At 65.1% G+C, this 23,747-nt stretch carries 24 protein-coding genes; 12 read left to right on the top strand and 12 right to left on the bottom strand.

Going from position 1 to position 23,747, the window contains the following annotated elements; translation table 11 throughout:
* The 6 genes from AC3WOS_RS05785 (at nt 1) to AC3WOS_RS05760 (ending at nt 2,373) form a co-directional block, all read left to right on the top strand.
* Complete coding sequence (locus AC3WOS_RS05785; RefSeq protein WP_492714902.1) at nt 1–621, top strand: cysteine hydrolase family protein; 621 nt, start codon at nt 1–3, stop codon at nt 619–621.
* Nucleotides 622–791: 170 nt separating this feature from the next.
* Complete coding sequence (locus AC3WOS_RS05780; protein ID WP_492714901.1) at nt 792–998, top strand: hypothetical protein; 207 nt, start codon at nt 792–794, stop codon at nt 996–998.
* Nucleotides 995–1,243, top strand: a complete 249-nt coding sequence (locus AC3WOS_RS05775; RefSeq protein ID WP_492714900.1) for a type II toxin-antitoxin system HicA family toxin — start codon at nt 995–997, stop codon at nt 1,241–1,243. Before AC3WOS_RS05780 ends, AC3WOS_RS05775 begins: the two co-directional genes overlap by 4 nt.
* A gap of 85 nt (nt 1,244–1,328) precedes the next feature.
* Nucleotides 1,329–1,658 (top strand): HigA family addiction module antitoxin, encoded by a 330-nt coding sequence (locus AC3WOS_RS05770; protein WP_492714899.1) that lies wholly within the window; start codon nt 1,329–1,331, stop codon nt 1,656–1,658.
* Between the two features lie 150 nt (nt 1,659–1,808).
* Nucleotides 1,809–2,141, top strand: coding sequence for a BrnT family toxin (locus AC3WOS_RS05765; RefSeq protein WP_492714898.1), 333 nt, complete (start codon nt 1,809–1,811; stop codon nt 2,139–2,141).
* Entirely contained in the window at nt 2,125–2,373 is a 249-nt protein-coding gene (locus AC3WOS_RS05760) for a BrnA antitoxin family protein (protein ID WP_492714896.1), read from the top strand. Before AC3WOS_RS05765 ends, AC3WOS_RS05760 begins: the two co-directional genes overlap by 17 nt.
* Here the strand turns inward: AC3WOS_RS05760 and AC3WOS_RS05755 are convergent.
* Genes AC3WOS_RS05755 through def form a run of 3 tightly spaced genes read right to left on the bottom strand, consistent with a single transcriptional unit; the run spans nt 2,370 to nt 4,871 of the window.
* Nucleotides 2,370–3,272, bottom strand: a complete 903-nt coding sequence (locus tag AC3WOS_RS05755) for a LysR family transcriptional regulator (RefSeq protein ID WP_492714894.1) — start codon at nt 3,270–3,272, stop codon at nt 2,370–2,372. The genes AC3WOS_RS05760 and AC3WOS_RS05755 overlap by 4 nt on opposite strands.
* Before the next feature lie 41 nt (nt 3,273–3,313).
* On the bottom strand, nt 3,314–4,270 hold the full coding sequence (fmt, locus tag AC3WOS_RS05750) for a methionyl-tRNA formyltransferase (protein ID WP_492714893.1): 957 nt from the start codon (nt 4,268–4,270) through the stop codon (nt 3,314–3,316).
* A gap of 58 nt (nt 4,271–4,328) precedes the next feature.
* Nucleotides 4,329–4,871 (bottom strand): peptide deformylase, encoded by a 543-nt coding sequence (gene def, locus AC3WOS_RS05745; protein ID WP_492714892.1) that lies wholly within the window; start codon nt 4,869–4,871, stop codon nt 4,329–4,331.
* Nucleotides 4,872–5,224: 353 nt separating this feature from the next.
* Here def and AC3WOS_RS05740 point away from each other — a divergent pair, with 353 nt between their 5' ends.
* The 4 genes from AC3WOS_RS05740 to AC3WOS_RS05725 all read left to right on the top strand — a co-directional run bounded on the left by AC3WOS_RS05740 (nt 5,225) and on the right by AC3WOS_RS05725 (nt 10,923).
* On the top strand, nt 5,225–6,322 hold the full coding sequence (locus AC3WOS_RS05740) for a LysM peptidoglycan-binding domain-containing protein (RefSeq protein ID WP_492714891.1): 1,098 nt from the start codon (nt 5,225–5,227) through the stop codon (nt 6,320–6,322).
* Nucleotides 6,323–6,330: 8 nt separating this feature from the next.
* Entirely contained in the window at nt 6,331–7,470 is a 1,140-nt protein-coding gene (dprA, locus tag AC3WOS_RS05735) for a DNA-processing protein DprA (protein WP_492714890.1), read from the top strand.
* Nucleotides 7,471–7,527: 57 nt separating this feature from the next.
* Complete coding sequence (locus AC3WOS_RS05730) at nt 7,528–7,992, top strand: Smg family protein (RefSeq protein ID WP_492714889.1); 465 nt, start codon at nt 7,528–7,530, stop codon at nt 7,990–7,992.
* A 240-nt stretch (nt 7,993–8,232) separates the two neighbouring features.
* Nucleotides 8,233–10,923, top strand: a complete 2,691-nt coding sequence (locus AC3WOS_RS05725; RefSeq protein ID WP_492714888.1) for a DNA topoisomerase III — start codon at nt 8,233–8,235, stop codon at nt 10,921–10,923.
* Between the two features lie 199 nt (nt 10,924–11,122).
* Here AC3WOS_RS05725 and AC3WOS_RS05720 read toward each other — a convergent pair whose 3' ends face one another.
* Both AC3WOS_RS05720 and AC3WOS_RS05715 read right to left on the bottom strand, forming a co-directional pair.
* Nucleotides 11,123–11,398: a high-potential iron-sulfur protein gene (locus tag AC3WOS_RS05720; RefSeq protein WP_492714887.1), complete on the bottom strand. Its 276-nt coding sequence runs from the start codon at nt 11,396–11,398 to the stop codon at nt 11,123–11,125.
* A 42-nt stretch (nt 11,399–11,440) separates the two neighbouring features.
* Nucleotides 11,441–12,751, bottom strand: coding sequence for a cytochrome C (locus AC3WOS_RS05715; protein ID WP_492714885.1), 1,311 nt, complete (start codon nt 12,749–12,751; stop codon nt 11,441–11,443).
* 223 nt (nt 12,752–12,974) lie between these two features.
* Between AC3WOS_RS05715 and AC3WOS_RS05710 the strand changes: the two genes are divergently transcribed.
* Complete coding sequence (locus AC3WOS_RS05710; protein WP_492714884.1) at nt 12,975–14,546, top strand: glycosyltransferase; 1,572 nt, start codon at nt 12,975–12,977, stop codon at nt 14,544–14,546.
* Here the strand turns inward: AC3WOS_RS05710 and AC3WOS_RS05705 are convergent.
* The 3 genes from AC3WOS_RS05705 to AC3WOS_RS05695 all read right to left on the bottom strand — a co-directional run bounded on the left by AC3WOS_RS05705 (nt 14,527) and on the right by AC3WOS_RS05695 (nt 16,341).
* The gene (locus AC3WOS_RS05705; protein ID WP_492714883.1) at nt 14,527–15,198 is read right to left on the bottom strand and encodes an acetyltransferase; all 672 of its coding nucleotides are present in this window, start codon (nt 15,196–15,198) and stop codon (nt 14,527–14,529) included. The genes AC3WOS_RS05710 and AC3WOS_RS05705 overlap by 20 nt on opposite strands.
* A 2-nt stretch (nt 15,199–15,200) precedes the next feature.
* Nucleotides 15,201–16,115 (bottom strand): beta-keto acid cleavage family enzyme, encoded by a 915-nt coding sequence (locus tag AC3WOS_RS05700; RefSeq protein ID WP_492714882.1) that lies wholly within the window; start codon nt 16,113–16,115, stop codon nt 15,201–15,203.
* Nucleotides 16,116–16,188: 73 nt separating this feature from the next.
* Nucleotides 16,189–16,341, bottom strand: coding sequence for a hypothetical protein (locus AC3WOS_RS05695; protein ID WP_492714881.1), 153 nt, complete (start codon nt 16,339–16,341; stop codon nt 16,189–16,191).
* Nucleotides 16,342–16,529: 188 nt separating this feature from the next.
* Here AC3WOS_RS05695 and AC3WOS_RS05690 point away from each other — a divergent pair, with 188 nt between their 5' ends.
* Nucleotides 16,530–17,012: a hypothetical protein gene (locus tag AC3WOS_RS05690; RefSeq protein WP_492714880.1), complete on the top strand. Its 483-nt coding sequence runs from the start codon at nt 16,530–16,532 to the stop codon at nt 17,010–17,012.
* 6 nt (nt 17,013–17,018) lie between these two features.
* On the opposite strand, the gene AC3WOS_RS05685 is transcribed toward AC3WOS_RS05690, so the two are convergent.
* From AC3WOS_RS05685 to AC3WOS_RS05670, 4 genes are all read right to left on the bottom strand, one after another.
* Complete coding sequence (locus tag AC3WOS_RS05685; protein ID WP_492714879.1) at nt 17,019–20,594, bottom strand: ABC transporter permease/M1 family aminopeptidase; 3,576 nt, start codon at nt 20,592–20,594, stop codon at nt 17,019–17,021.
* Between the two features lie 9 nt (nt 20,595–20,603).
* Nucleotides 20,604–21,497, bottom strand: coding sequence for an ABC transporter ATP-binding protein (locus AC3WOS_RS05680; RefSeq protein WP_492714878.1), 894 nt, complete (start codon nt 21,495–21,497; stop codon nt 20,604–20,606).
* A gap of 209 nt (nt 21,498–21,706) precedes the next feature.
* Entirely contained in the window at nt 21,707–22,903 is a 1,197-nt protein-coding gene (locus AC3WOS_RS05675; protein WP_492714877.1) for an ABC transporter permease, read from the bottom strand.
* Nucleotides 22,885–23,685 (bottom strand): ABC transporter ATP-binding protein, encoded by an 801-nt coding sequence (locus AC3WOS_RS05670; protein ID WP_492714876.1) that lies wholly within the window; start codon nt 23,683–23,685, stop codon nt 22,885–22,887. The genes AC3WOS_RS05675 and AC3WOS_RS05670 overlap by 19 nt, the downstream gene beginning before the upstream one ends.
* Nucleotides 23,686–23,747: the final 62 nt, after the last annotated feature.

Here is a 23,747-nt window from a genome sequence, read left to right as displayed (position 1 = left end):
ATGTCCGCCACCCTGCGCAGCATCGCCGGCGCCCAGCCCGCCCAGAAGCTTGATTCCTCAAGCACCGCTATCCTGCTGATCGACTTCCAGAACGAGTATTACAGCGGGCGGGTGCCCATTCCCGACGGCCTGCCGGCCTTGCGCAACGCCAACCGCCTGGCCGCCCTGGCCGACGCCCACGGCATGCCCGTGTTCCACATCCAGCATGTGAACGGCCCCGCCGCGCCCGTTTTTGCGGAGGGCAGCGTGATGGCCGAGATCCACCCGGAACTGGCCGTGCGGGCGCAGCACGTGGTGGTGCGCAAGGACCGGGTCAGCAGCTTCGCCGGCACCGACCTGCACGCGCAGCTGCAGGCGCGCGGCATCCGCACCCTGATCATCGGCGGACTGATGACGCATATGTGCGTCTCCACGGCCACCCGGGACGCCCGCCAGTTCGGCGCGCAAAGCTACAGCGTGCTGGTGGCGGCCGACGCCTGCGCCTCGCGCGACATCGACGGCTGGAACGGCGGCGTGACCAGCGCCCGCGACCTGCACAACGTGACGCTGACGGCCCTGTCCGACAATTTCGCTCAGGTGCTCACCACCAACGCCATCCTGGAGCTGCCTGTCACGGCCTGAAGCGGCAGCTGACCTGCCGCAAGTATCGATGGCCCCACGGCGCGCACACTGCTCCAGGTGCGCGCCGGCATGGCGCAGGCGTGACTTCCTCGGTGCAGGAATGGGCATGCGCCACATGACTGGCGTAGTATAGGAAGCCGATAGGGAATACCTGTGAGCGGGACGGAAAAATGAACGAAATTACCTTTCTGATCGAGGAAGCGACTGACGGCGGCTATATCGCACGTGCAATTGGTCACTCCATCTTTACCGAAGCGGATGACCTTACCTCACTGCATAGCCAGATACGGGACGCCGTACGTTGCCATTTCGAGCAGGGGCAGGGGCCCCAACGTATCCGCCTGCAATTTGTGCGCGAAGAAGTCATTGCAGCATGAAACTGCCGCGCGGTTTGTCCGCCGCACAGTTACTGAAAGGCTTGGGCAAACTCGGGTATGTGGAAGTGCGTCAGACCGGTAGCCACATCCGTCTGCTGTGCAAGACGAATGGCGGCCATCATCTGACTGTGCCGTTGCACGATCCGCTCAAGGTGGGAACCTTGGCCGCAATCTTGTCAGACGTAGCGCAACATCAGGGTATGACGCAGAGCCAATTATTGCAGCGGCTCTTTGATGGCCGCTAACAATGCAGAATCTGCTCTATCTGGACAGCAAATGGGCCGCAAGACGTGGAAATCATTAATTATCACTAACTGATCAAGGCGGGAGATGATGAAGAATGAAACGCGGCCCATCCATCCCGGCGAAATCTTGCGGGAGGAGTTTCTTGCCCAATTAGGGATGACGCCACATGCGCTGTCGAAGGCGCTTCATGTGACACCGTCCCGTGTCAATGACATCGTCAACGAAAAACGTGGCGTAACCGCAGATACCGCGCTGCGGCTGGCGCGCTACTTCGATGGCGATCCGCAGTCATGGCTCAACCTGCAACAAGCATATGATTTGAAAGTGGCCGCCAGCCTGGCAATGAAAAAAATCATCGATGAGATCGAACCGCGTAACGCAGACGGCGACAACGGCCAAGCATTGGCAGCGTGAACGCTAGCGCGCCGACACGAGTATTGAAAATCCTTGTGTCGGTGGTTCGATTCCGCCCCGGGGCCACCAAGAACATAGCTCACAAGACGCCGGGTGTTGCCCATCACAGTCTGAAGCGGCGGCTGATTTGCCGTAAGTGCTGATGGCCCCATGGCGCGCACACTGGTCCGGGCGCGCGCCGTTGCGCGTCCTATACTACGGTGTGATGCGATGCGTTTCGAATGGGATGAACTTAAGAACCGGATCAATGTTCAAAAGCATGGAATCAGCTTTGAGGAGGCGGCGAAAATATTCGAACAGCCCACGCTGACCTGCTTCGATGATGGCGGACTGTACGGTGAGGATCGCTACATTGCAATCGGGTTTGTCGGAACGGTTCTGGCGACCGTGGTCTTTGTCCAAAGAAGCGACCACGTCACGCGAATCATTTCAGCAAGGAAGGCGACACGCCACGAGGAAAAGCAATATGAACGAGGCTACTAGCAAGAAGAATTGGATCGGGCTCGCCGATGACGAGATCGACCTGAGCGATATCCCGGAGGTTGGCGAGGATTTTGCCAAACACGCGAGGATGCGGGGGCCGCTGGTGCAAAAGAACACTGTGCAGGTCGATGCGGACGTCTACGAATGGTTCGAGCGGCAAGGTGCCGATTACCAGCAGCGCATCAATCAATTGCTGCGTGATTACATGGACGCGCAGAAGAATGCCGGTTAATCCCAATCACGCGACTGGTACAGTTCGGCAGCAAACTCCACAAACACCCTGACCTTGGGCGACAGGTGGCGGTTGTGCGGATACAGCACGTACAGCTCGCGCGGCCGGATCGCATAGTCGGGCAGTACCCGCACCAGCTCGCCGCACCGCAAGTCCTCATGCACGATGAACGAAGCCGTGGTGGCGATGCCCGTCCCGGCCAGTGCCACCGTGCGCAGCGCCACGCCATTGTTGGCCTGCAGACTGCCCCGCACCGTGACCATGACGTCGCCGCCGTCGGGCGCCGTGAAGCGCCAGTCGTACGGCCGCGCCAACTGGCTGTAGGTCAGGCAGTTATGCTCCAGCAGATCGTGCGGCGTGCGCGGCGTGCCGTGCCGTCGCAGATAGTCGGGCGTGGCCACCAGCATCACCTGGCTGCTGGCCAGCCGTTTGGCGATCAGGGTGGAGTCGGGCAGTTCGCGCGTGAGCCGCAGCGCCACGTCGAAGCCGTCTTCGATCAGGTCGACGATGCGGTCGTTGCACACCAGGTCCACCTGCAGCTCGGGATAGCGGGCCAGGAACTGCGGCAGCCAGTGCGCCAGTTCCTGGGTGCCGAAAGCCATCGGCGCGTTGATGCGCAGCCGTCCGGCGGGCCGGGCCTGGTGCTGGCCCACGGCGCGGTCGGCATCGTCGAGCGCATCGAGGATGTGGCGGCTCGCTTCGTAGTATTCCTGGCCGGCAGCCGTCAGCGCGAAGCGGCGCGTGGTGCGGTTGAGCAGTTGGGCGCCCAGCTGCGTTTCCAGCTGGCGCACCTGGCGCGAGACGATGGTGTGCGACACGCCCAGCGCCTCGCCGGCAGCCGTAAAGCTGCCCAGTTCCACCACGCGGCGCAAGGCCCGCATCGCGGCCAGCTGGTCCATGCCGCGCTAGCCGCCGTGCCGGTGGAAGAGGGCGCGCGCGCTCACGCGAAGCGCTGGCCTTCGAGCGGGAAGGCCTTGATGAACTCCGCGGCCGGCATGCGTTTGCCGCCCGGTTTTTGCAGTTCCGTCAGCCGCAGCGTGCCGCGCCCGCAAGCGACGACGATGCCATGCTGGCTGTCGGCCGCGACGATGTGGCCGGCCGGCGCGTTGCTGTCGGCCTCCAGCACCTCGGCCGCCCACAGCTTGACGTTGACGCCGTTGACGGGCGCGGAAGCGCCGGGGAAGGGATTGAAGGCGCGGATCTTGCGGCTGATTTCCTGCGCGCTCAGATTGAAATCGAGCGCCGCTTCTTCCTTGCTGATCTTGGCCGCGTAGCATACGCCCGCTTCCGGCTGTGGCACCGCTTCCAGCTTGCCCTGTTCCATCTTGCGCAGGGCTTGCACGATCATCTTGCCGCCCAGCGCGGCCAGCTTGTCATGCACCATGCCCGTCGTGTCCTGTTCGCCGATGGCCACGTGTTCGACCAGCAGCATGGGACCCGTGTCCAGGCCTTCTTCCATCTGCATGATGGTGATGCCCGTTTCCGCATCGCCCGCCTCGATGGCGCGGTGGATGGGGGCGGCGCCGCGCCAGCGCGGCAGCAGCGAACCGTGGATGTTCAGGCAGGGCTTGATGTCCAGCGTGGCGCGCGGCAGGATCAGGCCGTAGGCCGCCACCACCATCACGTCGTAGTCGGTGGCCAGCAGGCGCGCGTGCGCCGCTTGCGCCTCGGCGGCGCGCTGCGGGTCCTTGGCGTCCATGCGCAGGGAGAGCGGCTGCAGCACTTCCATGCCGTGCGCCAGCGCGTACTGCTTGACGGCCGACGGTTGCAAATGCATGCCGCGCCCGGCCGGACGGTCGGGCTGGGTCAGCACCAGCGGGATCTCAAAGCCAGCCTCGTGCAGCGACTGCAGGGCCACGGCGGCAAATTCCGGCGTGCCGGCAAAGATCACTTTCATTTTTATTATTCCTTGGTGATGCGGGGCGCGGCGCCGGCCGCCGCGCGGCAGGTGTGGATCAGTAGCGGCGGCCCTGGGCGCGCAGCATCGCTTCGCGTTCCATGCCCCGTTCTTCCTTCTGCAGCTTGGCCTTGATGCGGTTGCGCTTGAGCGGCGACAGGTATTCGACGAACACCTTGCCTTTCAGGTGATCCATCTCGTGCTGCAGGCACACGGCCAGCAAGCCTTCCGCTTCCGTTTCGAACGGCTGGCCCTTGACGTCGAGCGCGCGCACCTTGACGCGCGAGTGGCGTTCCACGCCGTCGTAAATGCCGGGCACGGACAGGCAGCCTTCGTCGTAGACCTGCATCTCGTCGCTGGCCCAGACGATTTCCGGGTTGATGTAAGCGACCAGCGCATCCTTGGTCTCGGAAATGTCGACCAGGATCAGCTGTTCATGCACGTCCACCTGGGATGCGGCCAGGCCGATGCCGGGCGCGTCGTACATGGTTTCGGCCATGTCGGCCACCAGCTTTTCGAGGCGGGCGTCGAACACGGTGACGGGCTTGGCGACCTTGTGCAGGCGCGGGTCGGGGTAACGCAGGATATTGAGTATGGACATGCTGGTAAACGTGGTTGAACTGAGTAGGTTGAGCTGAGCTGCTTGAGCTGAGCGATTTAATAACTGTGTGAACGCCTTAACAACAGGCTTCGTATCTGGTATTGCGATCGGCTGTCCGGCCCCGTCAAAAATGCAACAGCCGCGCCCGGTGCGACAGCGCGGTTTCGCTTGCTAGTTCAGGGTTTTGTGGGCAGAATTTGATTCAGTATGGCAAGCCTGAGGCCAGCCTTCTCGTTCCCCCGGTCATCGTAAGGGTAGCGTTTTGCTGCTGTTCTTGCGCTGTGGCGGGCCGGCCGCTGCCGCCACCGCCGGCTCCCGGCCTACCGCCGGGCTGCACTTAACGGACATAATTAATGAAAAATTTTAGCACAGTCGGCACCCGCCTGTTCGCCGCCGCCGTTTTTTCGGCGGCCGCCGCCATCCCGGCACAGGCCATGACCTGCACCTTCCGGCCCGATGCGCCGGACCAGCATCTGGTGGTCAAGGGCGATACGCTGTGGGACATTTCCGGCCGTTTCCTGGAAAAGCCGTGGTGCTGGCCGCAGGTGTGGGACATGAACCGGGATCAGATCCGCAATCCGCACTGGATCTATCCGGGCCAGATCATCTGGTTCGACCGCGCCGCCGGCCGCCTGCGGCTGGGCAACCGGATCGAGGCCGGCGACGGCACGACCGCCGGCACGCTGCGCCTGTCGCCCCAGCTGCGCACGGAAGGCTTGGGCAAGGATGCCGTGCCGTCCATCCCGTCCGGCGTGATCGAGCCGTTCCTGACCCAGCCCCTGATCATCGAGAACGATGAACTTAACAGTGCGCCCCGCATCATCGCCGCCCAGGAAGGCCACGTTTTCCTCGGCAAGGACGACAAGGCCTATGTGCGGGGCGACCTGCGGGACGGCACCTCGTTCCAGGTCTTCCGTCCGGGCAATGCGCTGAAAGACCCCGTCACCAAGGCCGTGATCGGTTACGAGGCGTTCTACCTGGGCACGCTCAAGCTGCGCACACCGGCCAAGGAAAGCAATGGCGTGCACACCTTCACCGTGGCCACGGCCAAGGAGGAGATGGGCGTGGGCGACCAGCTGATGCAGGCGCCGCCTACCCCGATGCGCAACTATGTGCCCCATCCTCCCGAGCGCAGGGTGGAGGCCAGGGTGGCGGCCATCTACGGCGGCGTGACCCATGCCGGCCAGAACCAGGTGGTTAGCGTTAATCGCGGTAAGCTTGACGGACTCGATATCGGCTCCGTGCTGCAGCTGTACCATACCGGCAGGACCGTCAGTGATCCGGGCGCCAGCAAGGGCTGGCACGGCATGGGCGATCCGCAGGTCAAGCTGCCGGACGAGGACGTGGGCAGCTTGTTTATCTTCCGCGTGTTCAAGCACATCTCGTATGGCTTGATCATGCAGGTCACGGCGCCGGTGGAAGTGGGCGACGTAGCCCAGTCACCGGAGTAAGCCGCGCCGTGCAAGCCACGGATACCCCACCGGCAGCACCCCCGCCAGCGGCCCCCGCGCCCCTGGCGGACTGGCTGCGCCTGGCCCTGACACCGGGCGTGGGCCTGCTGACGGCCCATCACTTGCTGCGCCAGCTGCACTCCCCGTCGGCCATCTTCGCCGCCGGCCAGGCTCGCCTGGCCTCCTTGGTCAAGCCATCCCAGGCGCGCGCCCTGGCCGCCGCCACCACGGGCGAGACGGCCGAGGCCGTCGCCATCCAGCTGGCCGCCATCGAGCGCTGGCTGCCGGAACCGGGGCGCCGCGTGCTGGCGCTGGACGACCCCGCCTATCCGCCCGCCTTGCGCGACACGGCCGATCCGCCCCTGTTGTTGTACGTGCAAGGCCGGGCCGAGCTGCTGGGGCGGGCCGCACTGGCCGTGGTGGGCAGCCGCAACGCCAGCGCCCAGGGCGTCAGCAACGCGGCGCGGCTGGCCCAGGCCCTGTCGGCGACGGGCCTGGTCATCGTGTCGGGCCTGGCGCTGGGCATCGACGCGGCGGCCCACGAGGGCGGACTGCGGGGCGAGGGCGGCACGGTGGCCGTGCTGGGCACGGGCATCGACATCATCTATCCCCAGCGCAACGAGGCGCTGGCCCTGCGCATCGCCCAGCACGGCTGCCTGGTCAGCGAGTATCCGCTGGGCACCGTGCCCCAATCGTCCAACTTCCCCAAGCGCAACCGCATCATCAGCGGCCTGGCGCGCGGCGTGCTGGTGGTGGAGGCGGCGGCCGGGTCCGGCTCCCTGATCACGGCCCGGCTGGCCGCCGACCAGGGGCGCGACGTGTATGCCGTCCCCGGTTCCATCCACGCCACGCTGTCCAAGGGCTGCCACACACTAATTAAAGAGGGTGCCATGCTGGTCGAGTCGGCCGACGACATCCTGGCCGCGCTGGCGGGGCGTCCGCCCGGCACGGCGCTGGCCGCGCCCGACGACGGTTTCGTCGATCCGCTGCTGGCGGCGCTGGGCGAAGACCCGGCCACGCCGGCCCTGCTGGCGCAGCGGCGCGGCCTGGCGCTGGCGGCTGTGCAGGGCCAATTGCTGGCGCTGGAACTGGCCGGGCTGGTCGAGCGCTTGCCCGGTGGTATGTTTCAACGGTGTGACCGCCGGTGACTTGCAGTGGCCGTGCGGCACTTGTGCCCGATCTGCCTTAACTGATAGAGTAGAGCCATGTTCGACATCCTTGTTTATCTCTACGAGACTTATTACCGTCCCGATGCCTGCCCGGAACCGGAAGCATTGGCCAGGAAACTGTCGGCCGTCGGTTTCGACGACGTCGAGATTTCCGAGGCGCTCGTGTGGCTGACGGACCTGACGGCCATGGCCGGCGTGGAGCAATCGCTGACGGCCGCCTCCACCGGCACCCGTTTCTACGTGGACGAAGAGCAGGACGTGCTGGGCACGGCGGCCATCGGTTTCATCCAGTTCCTGGAATCGGCCAAGGTGCTCACGCCGCTGCAGCGCGAGATCGTCGTGGAGCGGGCCCTGGCGCTGGACGAAGTGCCCGTGTCGCTGGCCAAGCTCAAAGTCATCGTGCTGATGCTGCTGTGGAGCCAGGGCAAGGAGCCGGACGCGCTGATGTTCGACGACCTGTTCGGCTCCGACGAAGACCAGGCGCCGCGCCTGCTGCACTAGGCCAACTGGCGGTTGCGCCGCCTCTCCCGTCGCCTGGCTCACACAACACCATCCGGGCCGCGGCGCGCGATACTGCGCAGCGCGCTTGCCCTTTGCGCCGCAACCCGCTTATTATTGGCGCTTTGGCAAGTTGCCGCTGTCCGGGCCTGCAAAAATGCAGTCTTTGACGCATCGCCCCCGCATTGCCCTGTATGATGCGCATGCTGTACCCACCCCAGAGTAACTACGAGACAACAAAATATGAGCAAAACCCTCATCATCGCCGAGAAGCCATCTGTCGCGAACGACATCGCGAAGACGCTGGGCGGCTTTACCAAGCACGATGAGTACTTTGAGTCCGACGATTACGTGCTGTCCTCCGCCGTCGGCCATTTGCTGGAAATTGCCGTACCGGAAGAACACGACGTCAAGCGCGGCAAGTGGAGCTTCGCCCACCTGCCCATGATCCCGCCGTACTTCGCGCTGAACCCGATCGCCAAGACGGAAGCGCGGCTCAAGGTGCTCAACAAGTTGATCAAGCGCAAAGATGTCACCACCCTCATCAACGCATGCGACGCGGGGCGCGAAGGGGAACTGATTTTCCGCCTGATCGCGCAGAACGCCAAGGCCAAGCAGCCCGTCAAGCGGCTGTGGCTGCAGTCGATGACGCCGGGCGCCATCCGCGACGGCTTCACCCATTTGCGCAGCGACGAGGAAATGCTGCCGCTGGCCGACGCGGCCCGCTGCCGCTCGGAAGCGGACTGGCTGATCGGCATCAACGGCACCCGCGCCATGACGGCCTTCAACTCGAAGGAAGGCGGCTTCTACCTGACCACCGTGGGCCGGGTGCAGACCCCGACCCTGTCCATCGTCGTCGAACGGGAAGAGAAGATCAAGAAATTCGTGCCGCGCGACTTCTGGGAAGTGCGGGCCGAGTTCGTGTGCGCGGCCGGCGTGTATGAGGGCCGCTGGCTCGACACCAAGTTCAAGAAGGACGACGCCGACCCCGAGAAGAAGGCCGAGCGCCTGTGGAGCAAGGCCGCGGCCGACACCATCGCCATGGCCTGCGTGGGCAAGCAGGGCAATGTGACGGAAGAGGCCAAGCCCACCACCTCGATGGCGCCGGGCCTGTTCGACCTGACCAGCTTGCAGCGCGAAGCGAACTCGCGCTTCGGCTTCTCGGCCAAGAACACGCTGGGCCTGGCCCAGGCCCTGTACGAAAAGCACAAGGTGCTGACCTACCCCCGTACCGATTCGCGCCACCTGCCGGAAGACTACATGCCGACCGTCATGCAGGCGCTGGAAACGGTGAAGGACAACCCGAACTACCACCAGTTCGCCAAGCAGATCCTGGACAAGGGCTGGGTCAAGCCGAACAAGCGCATCTTCGACAACACCAAGATCTCGGACCACTTCGCCATCATCCCCACCACGATCGCGCCCAAGAACCTGTCGGAGCCGGAACAGAAGCTGTACGACCTTGTCACGCGCCGCTTCATGGCCGTGTTCTTCCCGCCGGCCGAGTTCCAGGTCACCACCCGCTACACGGAAGTGTCCGGCCACCAGTTCAAGACTGAAGGCAAGGTCATGACCAATCCGGGCTGGCTCGCCATCTACGGCAAGGAAGCCTCGTCCGACGAAGACAAGGCCGACAACACGGGCGGCAACCTGGTGCCGGTGGCCAAGGGCGAGAAAGTGCATACGGACGCCGTCAACGCCAACGGCCTGGTCACCAAGCCGCCGGCCCGCTACACGGAAGCGACGCTGCTGTCGGCCATGGAAGGGGCCGGCAAGCTGGTGGAGGACGACGAACTGCGCGACGCCATGGCCGGCAAGGGCCTGGGCACGCCAGCCACGCGCGCCGCTACCATCGAAGGTTTGCTGACGGAACGCTATCTGATCCGCGAAGGACGGGAACTGATCCCCACCGCCAAGGCGTTCCAGCTGATGACCTTGCTGCGCGGCCTGGGCGTGAACGAACTGACGGCGCCGGAGCTGACGGGCGAGTGGGAATACAAGCTGTCGCAAATGGAAAAGGGCAAGATTTCGCGTGATGAGTTCATGCGTGAAATCGCCCAGATGACCCAGATCATCGTCAAGCGCGCCAAGGAATACGACAACGACACCATCCCCGGCGACTACCACACCCTGCACACGCCGTGCCCGAACTGCGGCGGCGTGGTCAAGGAAAACTACCGCCGCTTCGCTTGCACCAAGTGCGAGTTCTCGATGAGCAAGACGCCGGGCAGCCGCCAGTTCGAGATCGAGGAAGTGGAAGAGTTGCTGAAGAACCGCACCATCGGCCCGCTGCAAGGCTTCCGTTCCAAGATGGGCCGGCCGTTCGCCGCCATCCTGCGCATCGTGCGTGACGAGGACATCAGCAACTTCAAGCTCGAGTTCGATTTCGGCCAGAACGACGAAGCGGGCGAAGATGGCGAAGGTGTCGATTTCACGGGCCAGACGGCGCTGGGACCCTGCCCGAAATGCGCGGCCGGCGTGTACGAAATGGGCCTGGCCTATGTGTGCGAGCACAGCGTGGCCAAGCCCAAGACGTGCGACTTCCGCAGCGGGCGCATCATTCTGCAGCAGGAAATCCTGCCTGAGCAGATGGCCAAGTTGCTCAACGACGGCAAGACGGATCTGCTGCCGGGCTTCATCTCGCAGCGCACGCGGCGTCCGTTCAAGGCCTTCCTGGTCAAGGGCAAGGATGGCAAGATCAGCTTCGAGTTCGAAGAGCGCAAGGCCAAGCCGGGCGCCAAGCCCAAGGCTGCCGCGGTAGCGGACGACGGTGCGGCGGACGCGGAAGGCGCGGCAGCGCCAGCCAAGGCCGCCAAGGCCCCGGCCAAGAAAGCGGCCGCCACCAAGGCCAAGGCGCCCGCCAAGCGGGCCACGGCCGCCAAGGCGCCGGCCAAGAAGCCCGCCGCCAAGAAAGCGGCAGCGGCAGCGGAGTAAAGCAGAACCGGGACCCCAGCGTCCCGGTTTTTTTTCGCCGCGTGAAAACCCGGGACGTAACCCGGTTTTGGTTTCGGAAAATGGGGACGTACCCCTTTTTCGTTTTTTCCGCTGTGTGAAAACCCGGGACGTAACACGGTTTTTCGGGAAATGGGGACGTCCCCCATTTTCGCCCCATTGTTGAACATGCCTGCAATGCTCAGCGGCGCGAGTAGGCGATGCACCAGCCGTTCGGACTGATGGGGCCGCTGATCAGGCGGCAGCTGCCCGGCCCGCCGTCCGCCGCCGGCTGGAAGGCGGCGCACTGGGCGCAGCGCCTGCCGTCCTGCGGATGGTCCTGGTACTGGAAGTCCGATTTGGCGCCATTGCCGGCCTGCGCCGGGCGGGGCCGGAGCAGGCCGCCGGCGGCCGTCAGCGCGGCCAGGGTCAGCGCGCCGCGCAGCACCCGGCGCCGGGATGGCATATCCGTCTGCATGATGTGTCCTCCTATCCGAATTGATTTATACCGTTTTCTTGCCTAGAACATCAGCCACAGCATCAGATACAGCGTGTTGTTGTCGCGCGCATTGCGGCCCAGTCCGTCGTAATTGGCGGCGGCGCCGTTGAACCTGTTGTAGCGCGTGTACTGCAACATGAAGCGCACGTCGCGCCGCGGCAGGCAGTCGAACTCCCACAGATAGCCGGCGCTGTTGGGGCTGCCCGTGGCGCTGCCGCTGACCGCATCGCCCGTGTTGTACAGGGCGTCGTCGGCGCTGCCGTGCGTGGCAAAGCGCCCTACGCTGAAGCCGTATTTCTTGTCGAAGTAATAGGTGGCCTTGGCGCGCAGGCTGTGCAGCTCATTGCTGGCGTTACTGGCCGCGCCGATCTGCGCCCGTTCGCGCACATAATTCAGCTGGCCCGATACGCGATGCCGGTCCGTGATGTACTGGTACTGGGCATCGAAGCCGACGTCGCGGTAGTGGTCGGTGGGGCCGCTGCGTACCGTGCTGTCCGGGTAGCGGTCCAGCACCAGGCCGTAGGCACCTACCATGGCCGAGTGGCGCGCATGGTCCCAATCGTGCTGCAAGGCCAGCCGCCAATATGGTGCATAGCCTTTCAGCGCGGCATCTTCTGCGTGATCCGTGCCCAGGCGCAGCGGCGAGAACAGCCCGTCGGCCGTGCGATAAAAACTCAGCTCGCCATATACCGTGTTACGCCACAGGGCGTAGGCGCCCAGGCCGGCCACCTGCTGGCCCAGGCTTTCGAGGGCGGTGGCTGCGTTGGGCGTGGCGGCCACCGGCGAGCCCGCATAGGGAAAACCCCAGGCCGGTCCCGTGTTGTAGACGTCCTGCACGGTGGGGTTGTTGTGGAGCGTGAAGCCATACAGCACGTTACGCTCGCCTTCGCCGACGCGGTTGGCATAGCGCAGGTCGACGTTGTCGATACTGCCGTGGTGCTCCACGCCGTCATAACTGTATTGGGAGAAGATGCCGACGTGATCGGCCAGTTTGCCGGACAGGAAAATGCTGGCCTGCTGCAGGGTTGCCTGCCGGTCCTTGGGGAAGCTGTCGGCCACGCGGGGATCGACGCTGGCGGTGGACGTGGCCGATGCCTGCACCATGCCCGCCAGCGGCAGGCGCAAGCGGTCGCCCAGGGTGTAGCCGTTCAGCTTGAACTGGCGGCCGGTGGCCGTCAGCTCCGGCCAGCTCAGGTGGCAAGTCATGCAATCCAGTCCGGTCTGGCGGGCGAAGCTGGGTACGGCCTGCGCCGCGCTGGCCGCGCACCACAGCACCAGGGTGGCGACGATACGGCGGTGCCCGTCAGGGCGGCGAAATAAGAAGGCGGGCATAGCGGGATCCTCCGGTACGGTATCGGCCTTAGGTGGCCGGCGACTTCCGTATATGCCTGTCCGGCGTGCCGGCGTTCATGCGCCGTCGATGGCGGGGCGGTCCGGCGCGGTTGAGGCGGCCATTTGAATATCCCGGTCGCTGCCGGTATAGTGTGGGCGCGGCGGGATCGGGCGTCCATTGCCGTGTATGTGGCCGATGGCTGCGCAACCACGAGGAATGGCGATGAACAGCGAGTTGGAAAACGGCCTGTTGCTGGAAGATGCAGTGGAACAGTTGCTACGCGATCCGGCAGCCGCGCATCGCTGGCATCGTCTGTGCCAGCCGTATCTTGCCGCGAGCGAGCCGCTGCGTCAGCGCGTTCGCCAAGTTCTATTGCAGCATGTCACGGGCGAGGGGGCGATCGGATTTTTACGTGCGACATTTCTGGCCAATGTGGCCGGCGACGAATCGTTCCGGGCCCTCGCGGCGGCGGCGTTGCTGGCGATGCCACAGGTCGATCCGGACAAAATTTCCGCCCATCTGATCGTGGTCTGGGCCCAAGTGCTTGCGCGCAAATCCGGGCAAGCGGACTTCATTGCGGCGATGCACGACGCGGGCTTTCCTGCCCTGCTGCGACGCAGTGGGGATTACCTGGCCAGCCACACTGCCTTGCGCCTGCCGCAGCGTGCCATCGACCGCATCGGCAAGGTGGCGGTATTGACGCCGCAACTGAGCTTGGCCACCCATGCGCCAACGGCGCTTGCCTTGACGCACAGTGCCCTGTTGCAGGCCGCCGGGCTGGAGGTCGAATTGTTTGCCGCGCAGGAAATGTCGATTTCCAATATGCCTCACTTGCTCGGCTGCGGCAGCGAAAGCATCAATGCCCCTCCCGATGCGCAAGGATGGCAGCGCATGCTGCCGCATTCCCTGACCATCCACCTGGCCGATGAGCGGCTGTCGCTGTTGCGGCGCTGGGCCAGCCTGTTGGATCAATTGGTCCGGTTCGATCCGGACCTGATTCTGTTCGTCGGTCTGTATTCACCCTTGCTCGAAGTGCTGTACCGCATGCGCCCTGTGCTGGCGCTGTCCGTCCAGTCGGTCGCGCCGATGGCGCCGGTGGATGTCAGGTTGGTTGCCGATCCGCAGCAAACAGCTTCCGGCGGGGCCAGCTGGCAGCCGCATTTTCCGGCCGCCGCCCAGTGGTACTACCCGTACCGGGTGCGCTCCGAACCGCAATCGTCGCCCATGTCGCGCGCCGGGTTGGGGCTGCCCGATACGGCGCTGGTGATCGTCAGTGTGGGGTACCGCCTGCGCGAAGAAATCGCCGGCGCATGGGCGGCGCGTATGGTCGAGGTGCTGCAGGCACGGCCGGACGTGGTCTGGCTACTGGTCGCCTGCGACGATCCGGCGCCGTCCGCGCTGCAAGCATTGCCGGCGGGGCGAGTCCGGACCCTGCCGCACCAGGAGAACTTGCCGGGCGTGCTGGCGTGCTGCGATATCTGCGTCAATCCGCCACGCATGGGGGGCGGACTGAGTGTGGCGCAAGCGATGGCGGCCGGCCTGCCTGTGTTGAGTTTCGGTAGCTCGGACGGCGGCGACAAGGTGGGCGCGGCGGCCATGCCAGACAGCGACCACTATTTCGCGACCTTGCAACTGTGGCTGACGGATCCGGCCGCCCGCACGGCCAGCGGGGCGGCCATGCGGGAACGCTTTGCCAGTACGCTGGACTTGGCGCAGGCCGGCCCCAGCCTGCTGGCCGCCTGCGAGGCGGCACGGGAGCATTTCCTGCGTCGAACTACGGCAGCGCCTTCTTGAACCGGGCCGGGATGCCGACCACCAGCGTGGACGGCGGCACATCGGCCGTGGCCACCGCCCCGGCGCCGATGAAGGCGTGATCGCCCACCACCAGCCGCTCCAGCAGGGTGGCACCGATGCCTACGGTGACGCCTTGGCCGATGTCGGACAGCCCGCCCAGATTGCTGCCTGGCTGGATGCGTGAGAAGGCGCCGATCCGCGTATCGTGGCCTATGGTCACGCCGCGATTGACGAACACGTGCTCGGCCAGCACCGCGCCGGGCCCGATCACGCTGTTGGCGCCGACAAATACGCCCGGTCCCAGCGTGGCCAGCGGCGATACATAGGCGGTGGGGTGGATCAGGGTGTGAAATTGCAGGCCGTGGCGCGCCGTCAGTTCACGGGCCATGGCGACCCGTGTGGGCGTGGTCGGCCCCAGCAGATACAGTTCATCCGGCTCGGGCAGGAAGGCGTCAAATGGCTGCACCTGGGGCGGCACGCAGTGACGGCTCAACATGCGCAACCTGTCGGCCAGGCTGAGGTCGCGCTCGCCCACTTGCTCGCCCAGGTGGGGCACGACCTTGTGCAAGGTCAGGCCGCATGCCAGCGCGCAGTCGAACAGGTCGGACAGGATGTTGCTGGTGCCGAAGATGACCAGTTTGTGCGCATCCATGGTCATCCCCGCTGCGCCAGGCCAAGCATGGCGCGCACAGCCCGCGGCGTGGCGACGGGGCGGCCGATGGCCTGGGCCTGGGCCACGATGCGCTGCACCAACTGGGCGTTGGTGGCCAGTGCCGTGCGCTCGGCATCGAGCCACAGATTGTCCTCCAGGCCGATGCGCACGCCATGGCCCATGACCACCCCCAGCGCCGTGGCGCGCGCCTGGAAGCGGCCCAGGCCGGCCAGCGACCAGTACGATTGCGGCGGCAAGTCGCCAACGATGGCCGCCAGATGCATCAGGGTCGCCTGCGCCGTGCCGGGATTGCCCAGCAGGATATTGAAGTAGTAGGGCGGCTGCAGCAAACCCTTGTCGATCAGGATCTTCGCCATGTTGACCATGCCCAGGTCAAATACTTCCAGTTCCGGCTTGATGCCGCGTTCCTGCATGATCTGCGCCAGCCGGACAATGGTCTGCGGTTCGTTGATGCTGGCCGTGGTGGCGAAATTCATCGAGCCGAGCGTCAGGCTGGCCATGTCCGGTTTCAGGGGGCCATCCAGATAAAGACTGGCGGCCCGTTTCTCCACCTCGCGCACCAGCCGGCCGCTGGTCGAGGTGATGACGATCAGATCGGGCGCCGCGGCCCGGATGGCGCCTATCATCTGGCCATAGACGGCCGGGTCTTCGGTCGGCGTGCCATCCGCCGCCCGCGCGTGCAGATGCACCATGGCCGCGCCCAGCGCCGCGCATTGCGTCACGTCGCGCACCACTTCGTCCGGCGCCAGCGGTACATGCGGCGTCATGGCGCGGGTCGGTACCATGCCGGTGGGGGCAAGGTTGACGATCAGTGGCGTACTACTGTCTGCTGCGGGTGAATTGGACATGGGGGAAACGGGCAGGGAGCGGCCGCCGCAGGCGGTTGATGTCGCCATTATAGGGGCCTGAACGGCGCCGTTCTGTTCACCATGGCGGGTTTTGCAAACCGCTGTTGCACGGATGTCACAATTAAATTCGTACCAGCAACTTTCCCCGATGCTCGCCCGTGAACAGCGCGTTGAGCGCGGTGGGCAGCTGCGCAAAGCCGTCGACGAATGCTCCCTCGAACACGATCTCGCCGGCCTGCACCCAGGGCGCCACGATGCGCACCATCTCGTCCATACAGTGCGCATGGTCGCGCACCAGCGTCCACGCCGCCCGTCAGGCCTCGATCTCGCCGCCAGCCTGGCCGCCGCGGCAGGGCAACAGGGGCAGGACTGGGGACGCTGCGGCACGGGGCTTGATCTTGTCCGCCGGCACTTGCGTGCGCTACCGGCGGCTCCTATAGTGAAGTGAACAGGAGTGCCACCATGACCATCGCGCTCAATTCCGTCACGTCCACATCGGCCTACCAGACCTATGTGCCGCCCGTCCAGAGCAACGGTGGCTTGGGCTTGCCCGACGCTGCCATCGCCCTGTCGGCGCAGCAGGCCGTGGTCGCGTCGCTGGGCGGCTCGACGGGGGTGACCGTCTATACCCCGAGTGGCTTGCTGGAATCGCTGCAGCAGGCGGGCATCCTGGCCGAACCGGCCACGGTTCCCGTGCCCGGTAGCAATACGGCAGATCTGGCCCAACAGGCGCTGGCGCTGGGCGTGATCGGCACGCTGACGGACACGACGACAACAGCCAGCGCCGGCATCTACAACGGCGCCGGCGTGCTGGCGGGGTTGCCGTCGGCCCAGGCATCGTCCAACTGGGCCGATATTCTCAAGACCAACCCGTCCCTGGCCGGCAGCGTGATCCAGGCCTCGTTCAATGCCGGCCTGGTCGGCACCTTGCTGGCGACGGCCTGAGCCGCCCTAGCGCACGTCCATTTCCACGTTGACCATGTTGTCGTCCGGTTTGCGGTCGATCAGCTTGTTGTCGGGGTCGATGCCGGCCCGCGCCGGGCGGCCCCGCACCAGCAGCGTGTAGCGGTTGTCCTTGCGTTCCACGCGCACGCGCTGGCGCAGCAGGCTGTTGCCGTTGGCGTCGTCGAGGCCGATGTCTATCCAGTCATGCAAGGGCACGTCCCGCTCGGCACCCTGTTCGTCGGCCCGGACCTTGGCCGCGCTCACGGCCAGTTGCACTGCGTAGCGGCCGTCGGGCAGTTTGCGGGCCGTGGCCGACACGGCATGGTTCTCGTACAGCACGATGTGTTCAAACAGGTCGTCGATCAGATAGGCGTGCTCCGGCGGCGTGATGCGGCGCAGCGCATCGACCAGCACCGTGACGCCCGGGTAGGGGCCGCTGCGCCTGCCGTACTCGGCCAGCAGCGTGCGCAGGGCGGCGTTGACCCGCGCCTCGCCCACCCGGTCCTGCAGCAGATACATGGCCAGGCTGCCCTTGCTGTAATGGATGTAGTCCTGGTCCTCGTTGTCGGCCAGCGGCAATTCCTTCTTGCGTTCGAGTGCACGGCCCAGCAGGTATTTATCGAGGTCGTAGCGCAGGAAGCGCCGCATCTTGCCGGCCCCAAAGCGCTGTTGCATCACCATCAGGGCCGAGTACTCGGCCAGCGTCTCGCTCAGCGCGGTCGCCCCGCGCGCATTGCCGCCCACCAGCTGGTGGCCCCACCACTGGTGCGCCACTTCATGGGCGCTGATGTAGAACGGGTAGTCGATATCCTTGGGGTTCTTGTCGTCCACCTTGGCGATGAAGCCCACGCTTTCCGAGAACGGTATCGTGTTCGGGAACGATTGGGCAAACGCGGCGTAGCGGGGGAATTCCACCACGCGCAGCACCTTGTGCTGGTAGGGACCGAAGTTGCGGGTGCAATAGTCCAGCCCGTCCTTGAGGCCGCGGTCGATGCGGTCCAGGTTGAATTCGTGGCCGGGGTGGTAGTACAGCTCGATGCCGACGTCTTGCCACCAGTCGCGCCGCACCTGGTAGCGGGCCGACTGGAAGGCGTAGAAGTTCAGCATGGGCTGATCCATCTTGTAGTGGAAGTAGTGGCGGCCGTTGGCGCGCCAGTCCCGCTCCAGCGTGCCCGGGGCGATGGCCGTCTGGTCGGCGCTGGTGCTGACGGTGGCGTCGAAGCTGATCCAGTCGGCGTCGTTGCTGACGCCATTGTTGGCCAGTCCGCGCGCATCGTCACGGGGCAGCATGCGTTCGCGCGTCGGCAAATCGTGGCGGCGGCGGTCGCGCGCGTCGTTCAGCTCGCCCCGTTCCTGGTAGCCGATGTGGGGCAGCACGTCGTTGTTGAAGAAGGTGCCGTTGGCCGCCACCGGGGTCTCTTGCCCCAGGCCGAAGATACCCTTGGGGATGAACTCCAGCTCGAACTCCAGCGCCAGTTGGGCCCCCGGCGCCAGCGGCGTGGCCAGCTGGTAGCTGTAGAAGCCCAGTTGCGCCTCGCGCAGGCCGGGCCGCGTCGGCTGGCTGAAGCGCATGACGTGCACGGCGGCCATGATGTCCTGCTGCACCAGCACGGTCGAGATCGCCTGTTGGCCACGGTTGCGCAGCACATAACGGCCCTTGACCTGCAGCCGGCGCTGTTCCGGCACGATGTCCACGTTCAGCGTGACGTCCGTGATGCGGGGCTGGGGCAGGGCGGCGAACTTCTTGTATTGCCGCTCGTAGCGGGCCCGCATTTCTTCCTTGCCCCAGGTCGAGTGGTAGTCGTTGGCGATGTGCAGGTTGTAGAACAGCACGCCGCCGGCGCCGCCGAACACCAGCAGGCCGGCCGCCAGCGTGCGCAGCACGGGCACTGTCAGGCCGTGGCGGGCCAGCTGCAGGCGCTGGCGCCATTCGCCGTTGGTGCCGCGGGCCCAGAACAGCAGCGACAGCACCACCAGCACGGCGGCCGCGCCGCCCCAGTACAGTTCGAACCACCGTTCGCGCGCCAGGCCATGGCCGTAGCCGTTGAGGGCCGAGTAGGTGATGCTGGGCGTGACGCCGTACAGCAGCATGGGATGGTCCAGGCCGATGGAGCTGAGCGTGATGGTCGCCAGGTAGTACACGATCATGGCGAAGTAGCCCAGGTATTTCTGGTTGACCAGCACTTGCAGCGCAATGGCCAGCACGGCCACCAGCGCGTAGCCGGGCAGCTGGACCAGGAACAGCTGGTACAGATAGAGGCCAGGCTCGAGCAGGAAATAGCCCTTGAAGATCTGGATCGACATGCCGCACAGCATCACCACCACCATCAGCAAGGCCTGCAGGCCCACCAGGGCGATCAGCTTGGACATCAGCGGCAGCCAGCTGGGAATGGGCAGGGCGTCCAGCATCTGGGCCATGCGCGCTTCCCGTTCGCGCCACACCAGCTCGCCGGCGTAGAAAGTGGTGATGATGAGCATGAACAGCGAGAACGTGCCCGACACGGCTTCCAGCACCATGTAGGTGACGGGGTAGGTGTTGGTGCCATACATGGCACCGAGGTCGAGCGCGCTGGCGTACATCATCAGCACGCCGGCCAGCACGATGACGAGGAAGTAGATGTTCTTGGTCGTCTCGCGCAGGTTCAGCCAGCTCATGCGCGCCAGCAGCAGGCCCAGGCTGCGGGCGGCGAAATCGGGCTGTTCCTGCAGCGTGCCGGAAGTGGCTGGGGCAGGCGGGGCGGCGTCGCGTTCGGCGCGCCGGTCGGCCCCGCTGTCCACGCTGGCGATGAAATGGAAGCGCCAGTAGCCGAGCAGCAGCGCGGCCAGGCCGAACGCGCACCAGATGGCGCGGTTCAGCAGGAACACGCCTTCCAGCCACACCATGCGCGTGTTGCGTTCGGCGATGGGCCAGTATTCCGTCAGCCGGATGATGGCCGTGGTGCCGAACGGGTCGATCAGGGCGGCCAGGGTCTTGTAATCGAGGTCGCGCGCCAGGTCGGGCGCGACGATGTAGCCGATCAGCATGACGACGCTGCTCACGTAGACGGGCAGCATGCGCCGCGTGAGCGCGGCCAGGATGAAGAACACGGCGCCGAAGATGAAGATGTCGGGCAGGGTAATGCTGACATAGGGCATCAGGTAGGCCGATAGCGCCGGATGGCCCAGCCGTTCGGCGTCGATGCCGGGCAGATAGCTGCCCAGCCAGGCCCCCAGCGGCAGGCTGGTGAAGATCATGGCCAGGCTGAGGAAGGCGCCCAGGAAGCGGCCGAACATGTACTGGTGCTTGCCGATCGGGGCGCTGAAGAAGAAGTGCTGCATGTCGTATTCGAAATCCTGCTGCACCGAGCGCCCCATCATGGCCGCCATCACGATCACGCCCAGCGAACCGAGGTAGCTGACGGTGATCATCACCGAACGCGGCGCGTTGATGGCCACGCTGCCGAACGAGACGACGGCGGCCTTGAACACGCCGCCGGCGGCCGCCATCCACAGCATGGCCAGCAGCAGGAACATGCCGAAATAGACCCAGGTGGAGAGCAGCTTGAGCCGCTGGCGCGCCTCGAACAGGGCAATGGCTAGCATGGGCGCCCCTTACGCACAGGGCAGGGCGGCGCGGTGGCGGCCGGCGATGGTGGCGAAATACACGTCCTCCAGGTCGCCGATGGCTTCCTCGAAACCGTCGCCCGGATCGTCTTCGCTGTAGACGTGGATCAGGGTGCGGCCCGACAGCAGGCGCGAGGAAATGACGGGGTGGCGCTGCTGGAAGGCGGGCAGGTCGCGCTTGTCGATGAAGCGGGCCCAGATCTTGTCGCTGACGTCCTCGATCAGCTGCTGGGTTTGGCCGCACAGCAGCACGTGGCCGTGGTTGATGATGGCCATGTTGGCGCACAAATCGGCCACGTCGCTCACGATGTGGGTCGACAGCAGCACCGTGCGGTCGTCGCCGATGTCCGACAGCAGGTTATGGAAACGCACCCGTTCCTGCGGGTCCAGGCCGGCCGTCGGCTCGTCCACGATGATCAGGCGCGGGTCGCCCAGCAGGGCCTGGGCGATGCCGAAGCGCTGCCGCATGCCGCCGGAAAAGCCGCCCAGGCGCTGGTGGCGCACGTCGTACAGATTGGTTTGCTGCAACAGTCCTTCCACCACTTCACGCCGCCGGGCCCGGTTCGACAGGCCCTTGAGCACGGCGAAATGGTCGAGCAGCTCGTAGGCCGTCACTTTCGGATAAAGGCCAAAGTCCTGCGGCAGGTAGCCCAGCAGGCGGCGGATGTCATCCTTTTCGTCGAGCACATCGTATTCGCCGAAGAACACGGAACCGGTATCGCATTCCTGCAGGGTGGCCAGGGTGCGCATCAGGGTCGACTTGCCGGCGCCGTTGGGGCCGAGCAGGCCGAACATCCCGGCCGGGATCGTGAGCGAAATATTGTCCAGGGCCACCACGCCATTGGCGTAGGTCTTGGACAAGTTGCTGATGCGCAATTCCATACTGACTCCTGTCTTGCTCCGCAATGGCCGGCCGGCAGGCAGCATTGCAGAACGAATAAGCACTTTTTACATGGTGCATTGTATTGAATTTGCGACAGGCGCGGGGAGTGATTGCGACGGGCGGCGTCAAGCATGCACCAGAGTGCGCAAACGGCGCACTGGAACGCAGGCCATGCCGGAGCGGGGCGGCGGCCCGTGTCGCGCGAGCGTTAATTGCGGAACAATACCTGCTCGCGGTTGAACCACCAGCGGCACAGGGCCAGCAGGGCGCCGGCCGTGAGCGTGGTCGACAGCAGGATGACGGAGAACATGCGGTAATCCATGGTGCCCTTGACCAGTTCCTTCATGGCCAGCGACACATTGGTGAGCGGCACCATGGCCCACATCCAGTTCATTTCCACTCCCGGCAGCAGGGCCACGATGGTGGGCAGGATGGTGACGATGATCAGCGGCGAGATCAGGCCGGCCGCTTCCTTGTAACTCTTGGCGTAGACGGAAATGGCCAGCAGGATGGAAGCGAAGATGGCGGCCGTGGGCACCAGCATCAGCGCCACCATGGCCAGGTCGGCCACGCCGATGGCATGCAGCATCATGGCCAGGTTGCCTTCGACGGCGTGGCCGAAGAAGAACAGCAGCAGGCCCAGGCTGACCACCATCAGCAGGGCCGACGTCAGGCCGATGGTAAACAGGACCAGGAACTTGGCCAGCACGATGGCCGTGCGCGGCACGGGCGCCAGCAGCAGCGTTTCCAGCGTGCCCCTTTCCTTTTCGCCGGCCGCCGTGTCGATGGCCGGGTACATGGCCGCCATCAGGCACACCATCAACAGGATGTAGGGCAGGAAGCCGCCGAACAGGGCGCCCATCTGTTCCCGTTTGTCGGCCGTGGAATGTTCTTCCAGCTTGATGGGGTCGAGCGCGAAGCGCAGCTGGTTCTGGCTCAGGCCCAGGGCCAGCAGCGCCTGCTCGCGCAGCGTGCTGTTCTGGGCGTGGATCACGGCCATCACGCGCTTGCGGGTGACGTCGATCGGCGTGGCGTTGTTGTAGTGCAGGGCGACGACGGCTTGCTGCTGGCGTGCCAGCCGGGTTTCGAAGCCGTCCGGGATCACCAGTGCGAACTTGATGCGGTCGTCGGCGATGGCGGCCTTGATCGCTTCCGGCCCGGCCAGCGCCACTTCCCGGAAGCCTTTCTCGTGCGCGAAACGGGCGGATAGCAAAGGCGCATTCTGCTTGCCGAAGATGCTGTACGTCATTTCCGCCGTGTTGGCGTGGCGGAACATGGACGAGGACAGGTAGCCGAAGCCGGTGAAGATCAGCGGCATGGCGAAGATGGGGATGAAGACGGTGAAGATGAAGGTCTTGCGGTCGCGCACCAGCTCCAGCATTTCCTTCAGGTAGATGATCCACATGGCGCGCCTCCGTGGTTGATGACGCAGATGAAGGCGTCGTACAGGTCGGCGCTGCCGCCCAGGTGGCGCAGCTGGTCGGTGGTGCCGTGGAAGGCCGTCTTGCCGTGGTTGATGATGCAGACCCGGTCGCACAGTTTTTCCACTTCGTGCAAGTGGTGGGTGGAAAAGATCAGCGGGATGTGCAGCGCCTTGTAGCTGGCGATGAAGTCGAGCAGGATCTTGGACGACATCACGTCCAGCCCCGTGGTCGGTTCGTCCAGGATGACGATCTGCGGTTCATGCACGACGGTGCGGGCGATGGCGCATTTCTGCTTCATGCCGGTGGACAGCTGGTCGGCCCGCTTGTTGCCGAATTCGTGCATCTGCAGCAGCTCGAACAGCTCGTCGCAGCGGCGTTGCAGGTAGGGCGGGCTCATGCCGTGCAATCGGCCGAAGTATTCGATATTCTCGCGCGCCGTCAGGCGGCCATACAGGCCGGTGGTGCCGGACAGGAAGCCGATGTGCTGGCGCGCGGCCAGCGGATCGGCCAGCAAGTCCACGCCGTTGGCCATGACGGAGCCGGCGTCGGGCTTGAGGGCGGTCGACAGCAGGCGCAAGGTGGTGGTCTTGCCGGCGCCGTTGGGGCCGAGCAGGCCCAGCACTTCTCCGGGCGCGCAACGGAAGCTGACGTCGCGCACAGCATGGAACCAGCCGTCATGTTCGCGCGGATCATGCAGCTGGTACGGTGAGCCTTTGTGAGACGGCAGGCGGAAACGCTTGGCCAAGCCTTTGACCTCGATCATCGGGCCATCCTCGGTAGTCGGTAGTGAAGAGTAGCATGTAAAAATTCTGGCGTGCAAGGCAC

It is taken from the genome of Rugamonas sp. FW305-51, assembly GCF_058786935.1.
Note: the sequence above shows the minus strand (reverse complement) of the source record. Positions and strands in the feature narration are given on the sequence as shown.

Bases quoted from the DNA above. Each gene is read 5' to 3' on its own strand.
- AC3WOS_RS05785 (WP_492714902.1), top strand. From the start codon at position 1: ATGTCCGCCACCCTGCGCAGCATCGCCGGCGCCCAGCCCGCCCAGAAG.
- fmt (WP_492714893.1), bottom strand. From the start codon at position 4,270: ATGAAAGTGATCTTTGCCGGCACGCCGGAATTTGCCGCCGTGGCCCTG.
- AC3WOS_RS05700 (WP_492714882.1), bottom strand. From the start codon at position 16,115: ATGGCGACATCAACCGCCTGCGGCGGCCGCTCCCTGCCCGTTTCCCCC.
- AC3WOS_RS05675 (WP_492714877.1), bottom strand. From the start codon at position 22,903: ATGTGGATCATCTACCTGAAGGAAATGCTGGAGCTGGTGCGCGACCGC.
- AC3WOS_RS05680 (WP_492714878.1), bottom strand. From the start codon at position 21,497: ATGGAATTGCGCATCAGCAACTTGTCCAAGACCTACGCCAATGGCGTG.
- AC3WOS_RS05715 (WP_492714885.1), bottom strand. From the start codon at position 12,751: ATGCCCGCCTTCTTATTTCGCCGCCCTGACGGGCACCGCCGTATCGTC.
- AC3WOS_RS05670 (WP_492714876.1), bottom strand. From the start codon at position 23,685: ATGATCGAGGTCAAAGGCTTGGCCAAGCGTTTCCGCCTGCCGTCTCAC.
- AC3WOS_RS05690 (WP_492714880.1), top strand. From the start codon at position 16,530: ATGACCATCGCGCTCAATTCCGTCACGTCCACATCGGCCTACCAGACC.
- AC3WOS_RS05755 (WP_492714894.1), bottom strand. From the start codon at position 3,272: ATGGACCAGCTGGCCGCGATGCGGGCCTTGCGCCGCGTGGTGGAACTG.
- AC3WOS_RS05685 (WP_492714879.1), bottom strand. From the start codon at position 20,594: ATGCTAGCCATTGCCCTGTTCGAGGCGCGCCAGCGGCTCAAGCTGCTC.
- AC3WOS_RS05775 (WP_492714900.1), top strand. From the start codon at position 995: ATGAAACTGCCGCGCGGTTTGTCCGCCGCACAGTTACTGAAAGGCTTG.
- AC3WOS_RS05695 (WP_492714881.1), bottom strand. From the start codon at position 16,341: ATGGACGAGATGGTGCGCATCGTGGCGCCCTGGGTGCAGGCCGGCGAG.
- AC3WOS_RS05725 (WP_492714888.1), top strand. From the start codon at position 8,233: ATGAGCAAAACCCTCATCATCGCCGAGAAGCCATCTGTCGCGAACGAC.
- AC3WOS_RS05765 (WP_492714898.1), top strand. From the start codon at position 1,809: ATGGCGCGCACACTGGTCCGGGCGCGCGCCGTTGCGCGTCCTATACTA.
- AC3WOS_RS05710 (WP_492714884.1), top strand. From the start codon at position 12,975: ATGAACAGCGAGTTGGAAAACGGCCTGTTGCTGGAAGATGCAGTGGAA.
- AC3WOS_RS05720 (WP_492714887.1), bottom strand. From the start codon at position 11,398: ATGCAGACGGATATGCCATCCCGGCGCCGGGTGCTGCGCGGCGCGCTG.
- AC3WOS_RS05770 (WP_492714899.1), top strand. From the start codon at position 1,329: ATGATGAAGAATGAAACGCGGCCCATCCATCCCGGCGAAATCTTGCGG.
- AC3WOS_RS05780 (WP_492714901.1), top strand. From the start codon at position 792: ATGAACGAAATTACCTTTCTGATCGAGGAAGCGACTGACGGCGGCTAT.
- AC3WOS_RS05730 (WP_492714889.1), top strand. From the start codon at position 7,528: ATGTTCGACATCCTTGTTTATCTCTACGAGACTTATTACCGTCCCGAT.
- def (WP_492714892.1), bottom strand. From the start codon at position 4,871: ATGTCCATACTCAATATCCTGCGTTACCCCGACCCGCGCCTGCACAAG.
- AC3WOS_RS05705 (WP_492714883.1), bottom strand. From the start codon at position 15,198: ATGGATGCGCACAAACTGGTCATCTTCGGCACCAGCAACATCCTGTCC.
- AC3WOS_RS05760 (WP_492714896.1), top strand. From the start codon at position 2,125: ATGAACGAGGCTACTAGCAAGAAGAATTGGATCGGGCTCGCCGATGAC.
- AC3WOS_RS05740 (WP_492714891.1), top strand. From the start codon at position 5,225: ATGAAAAATTTTAGCACAGTCGGCACCCGCCTGTTCGCCGCCGCCGTT.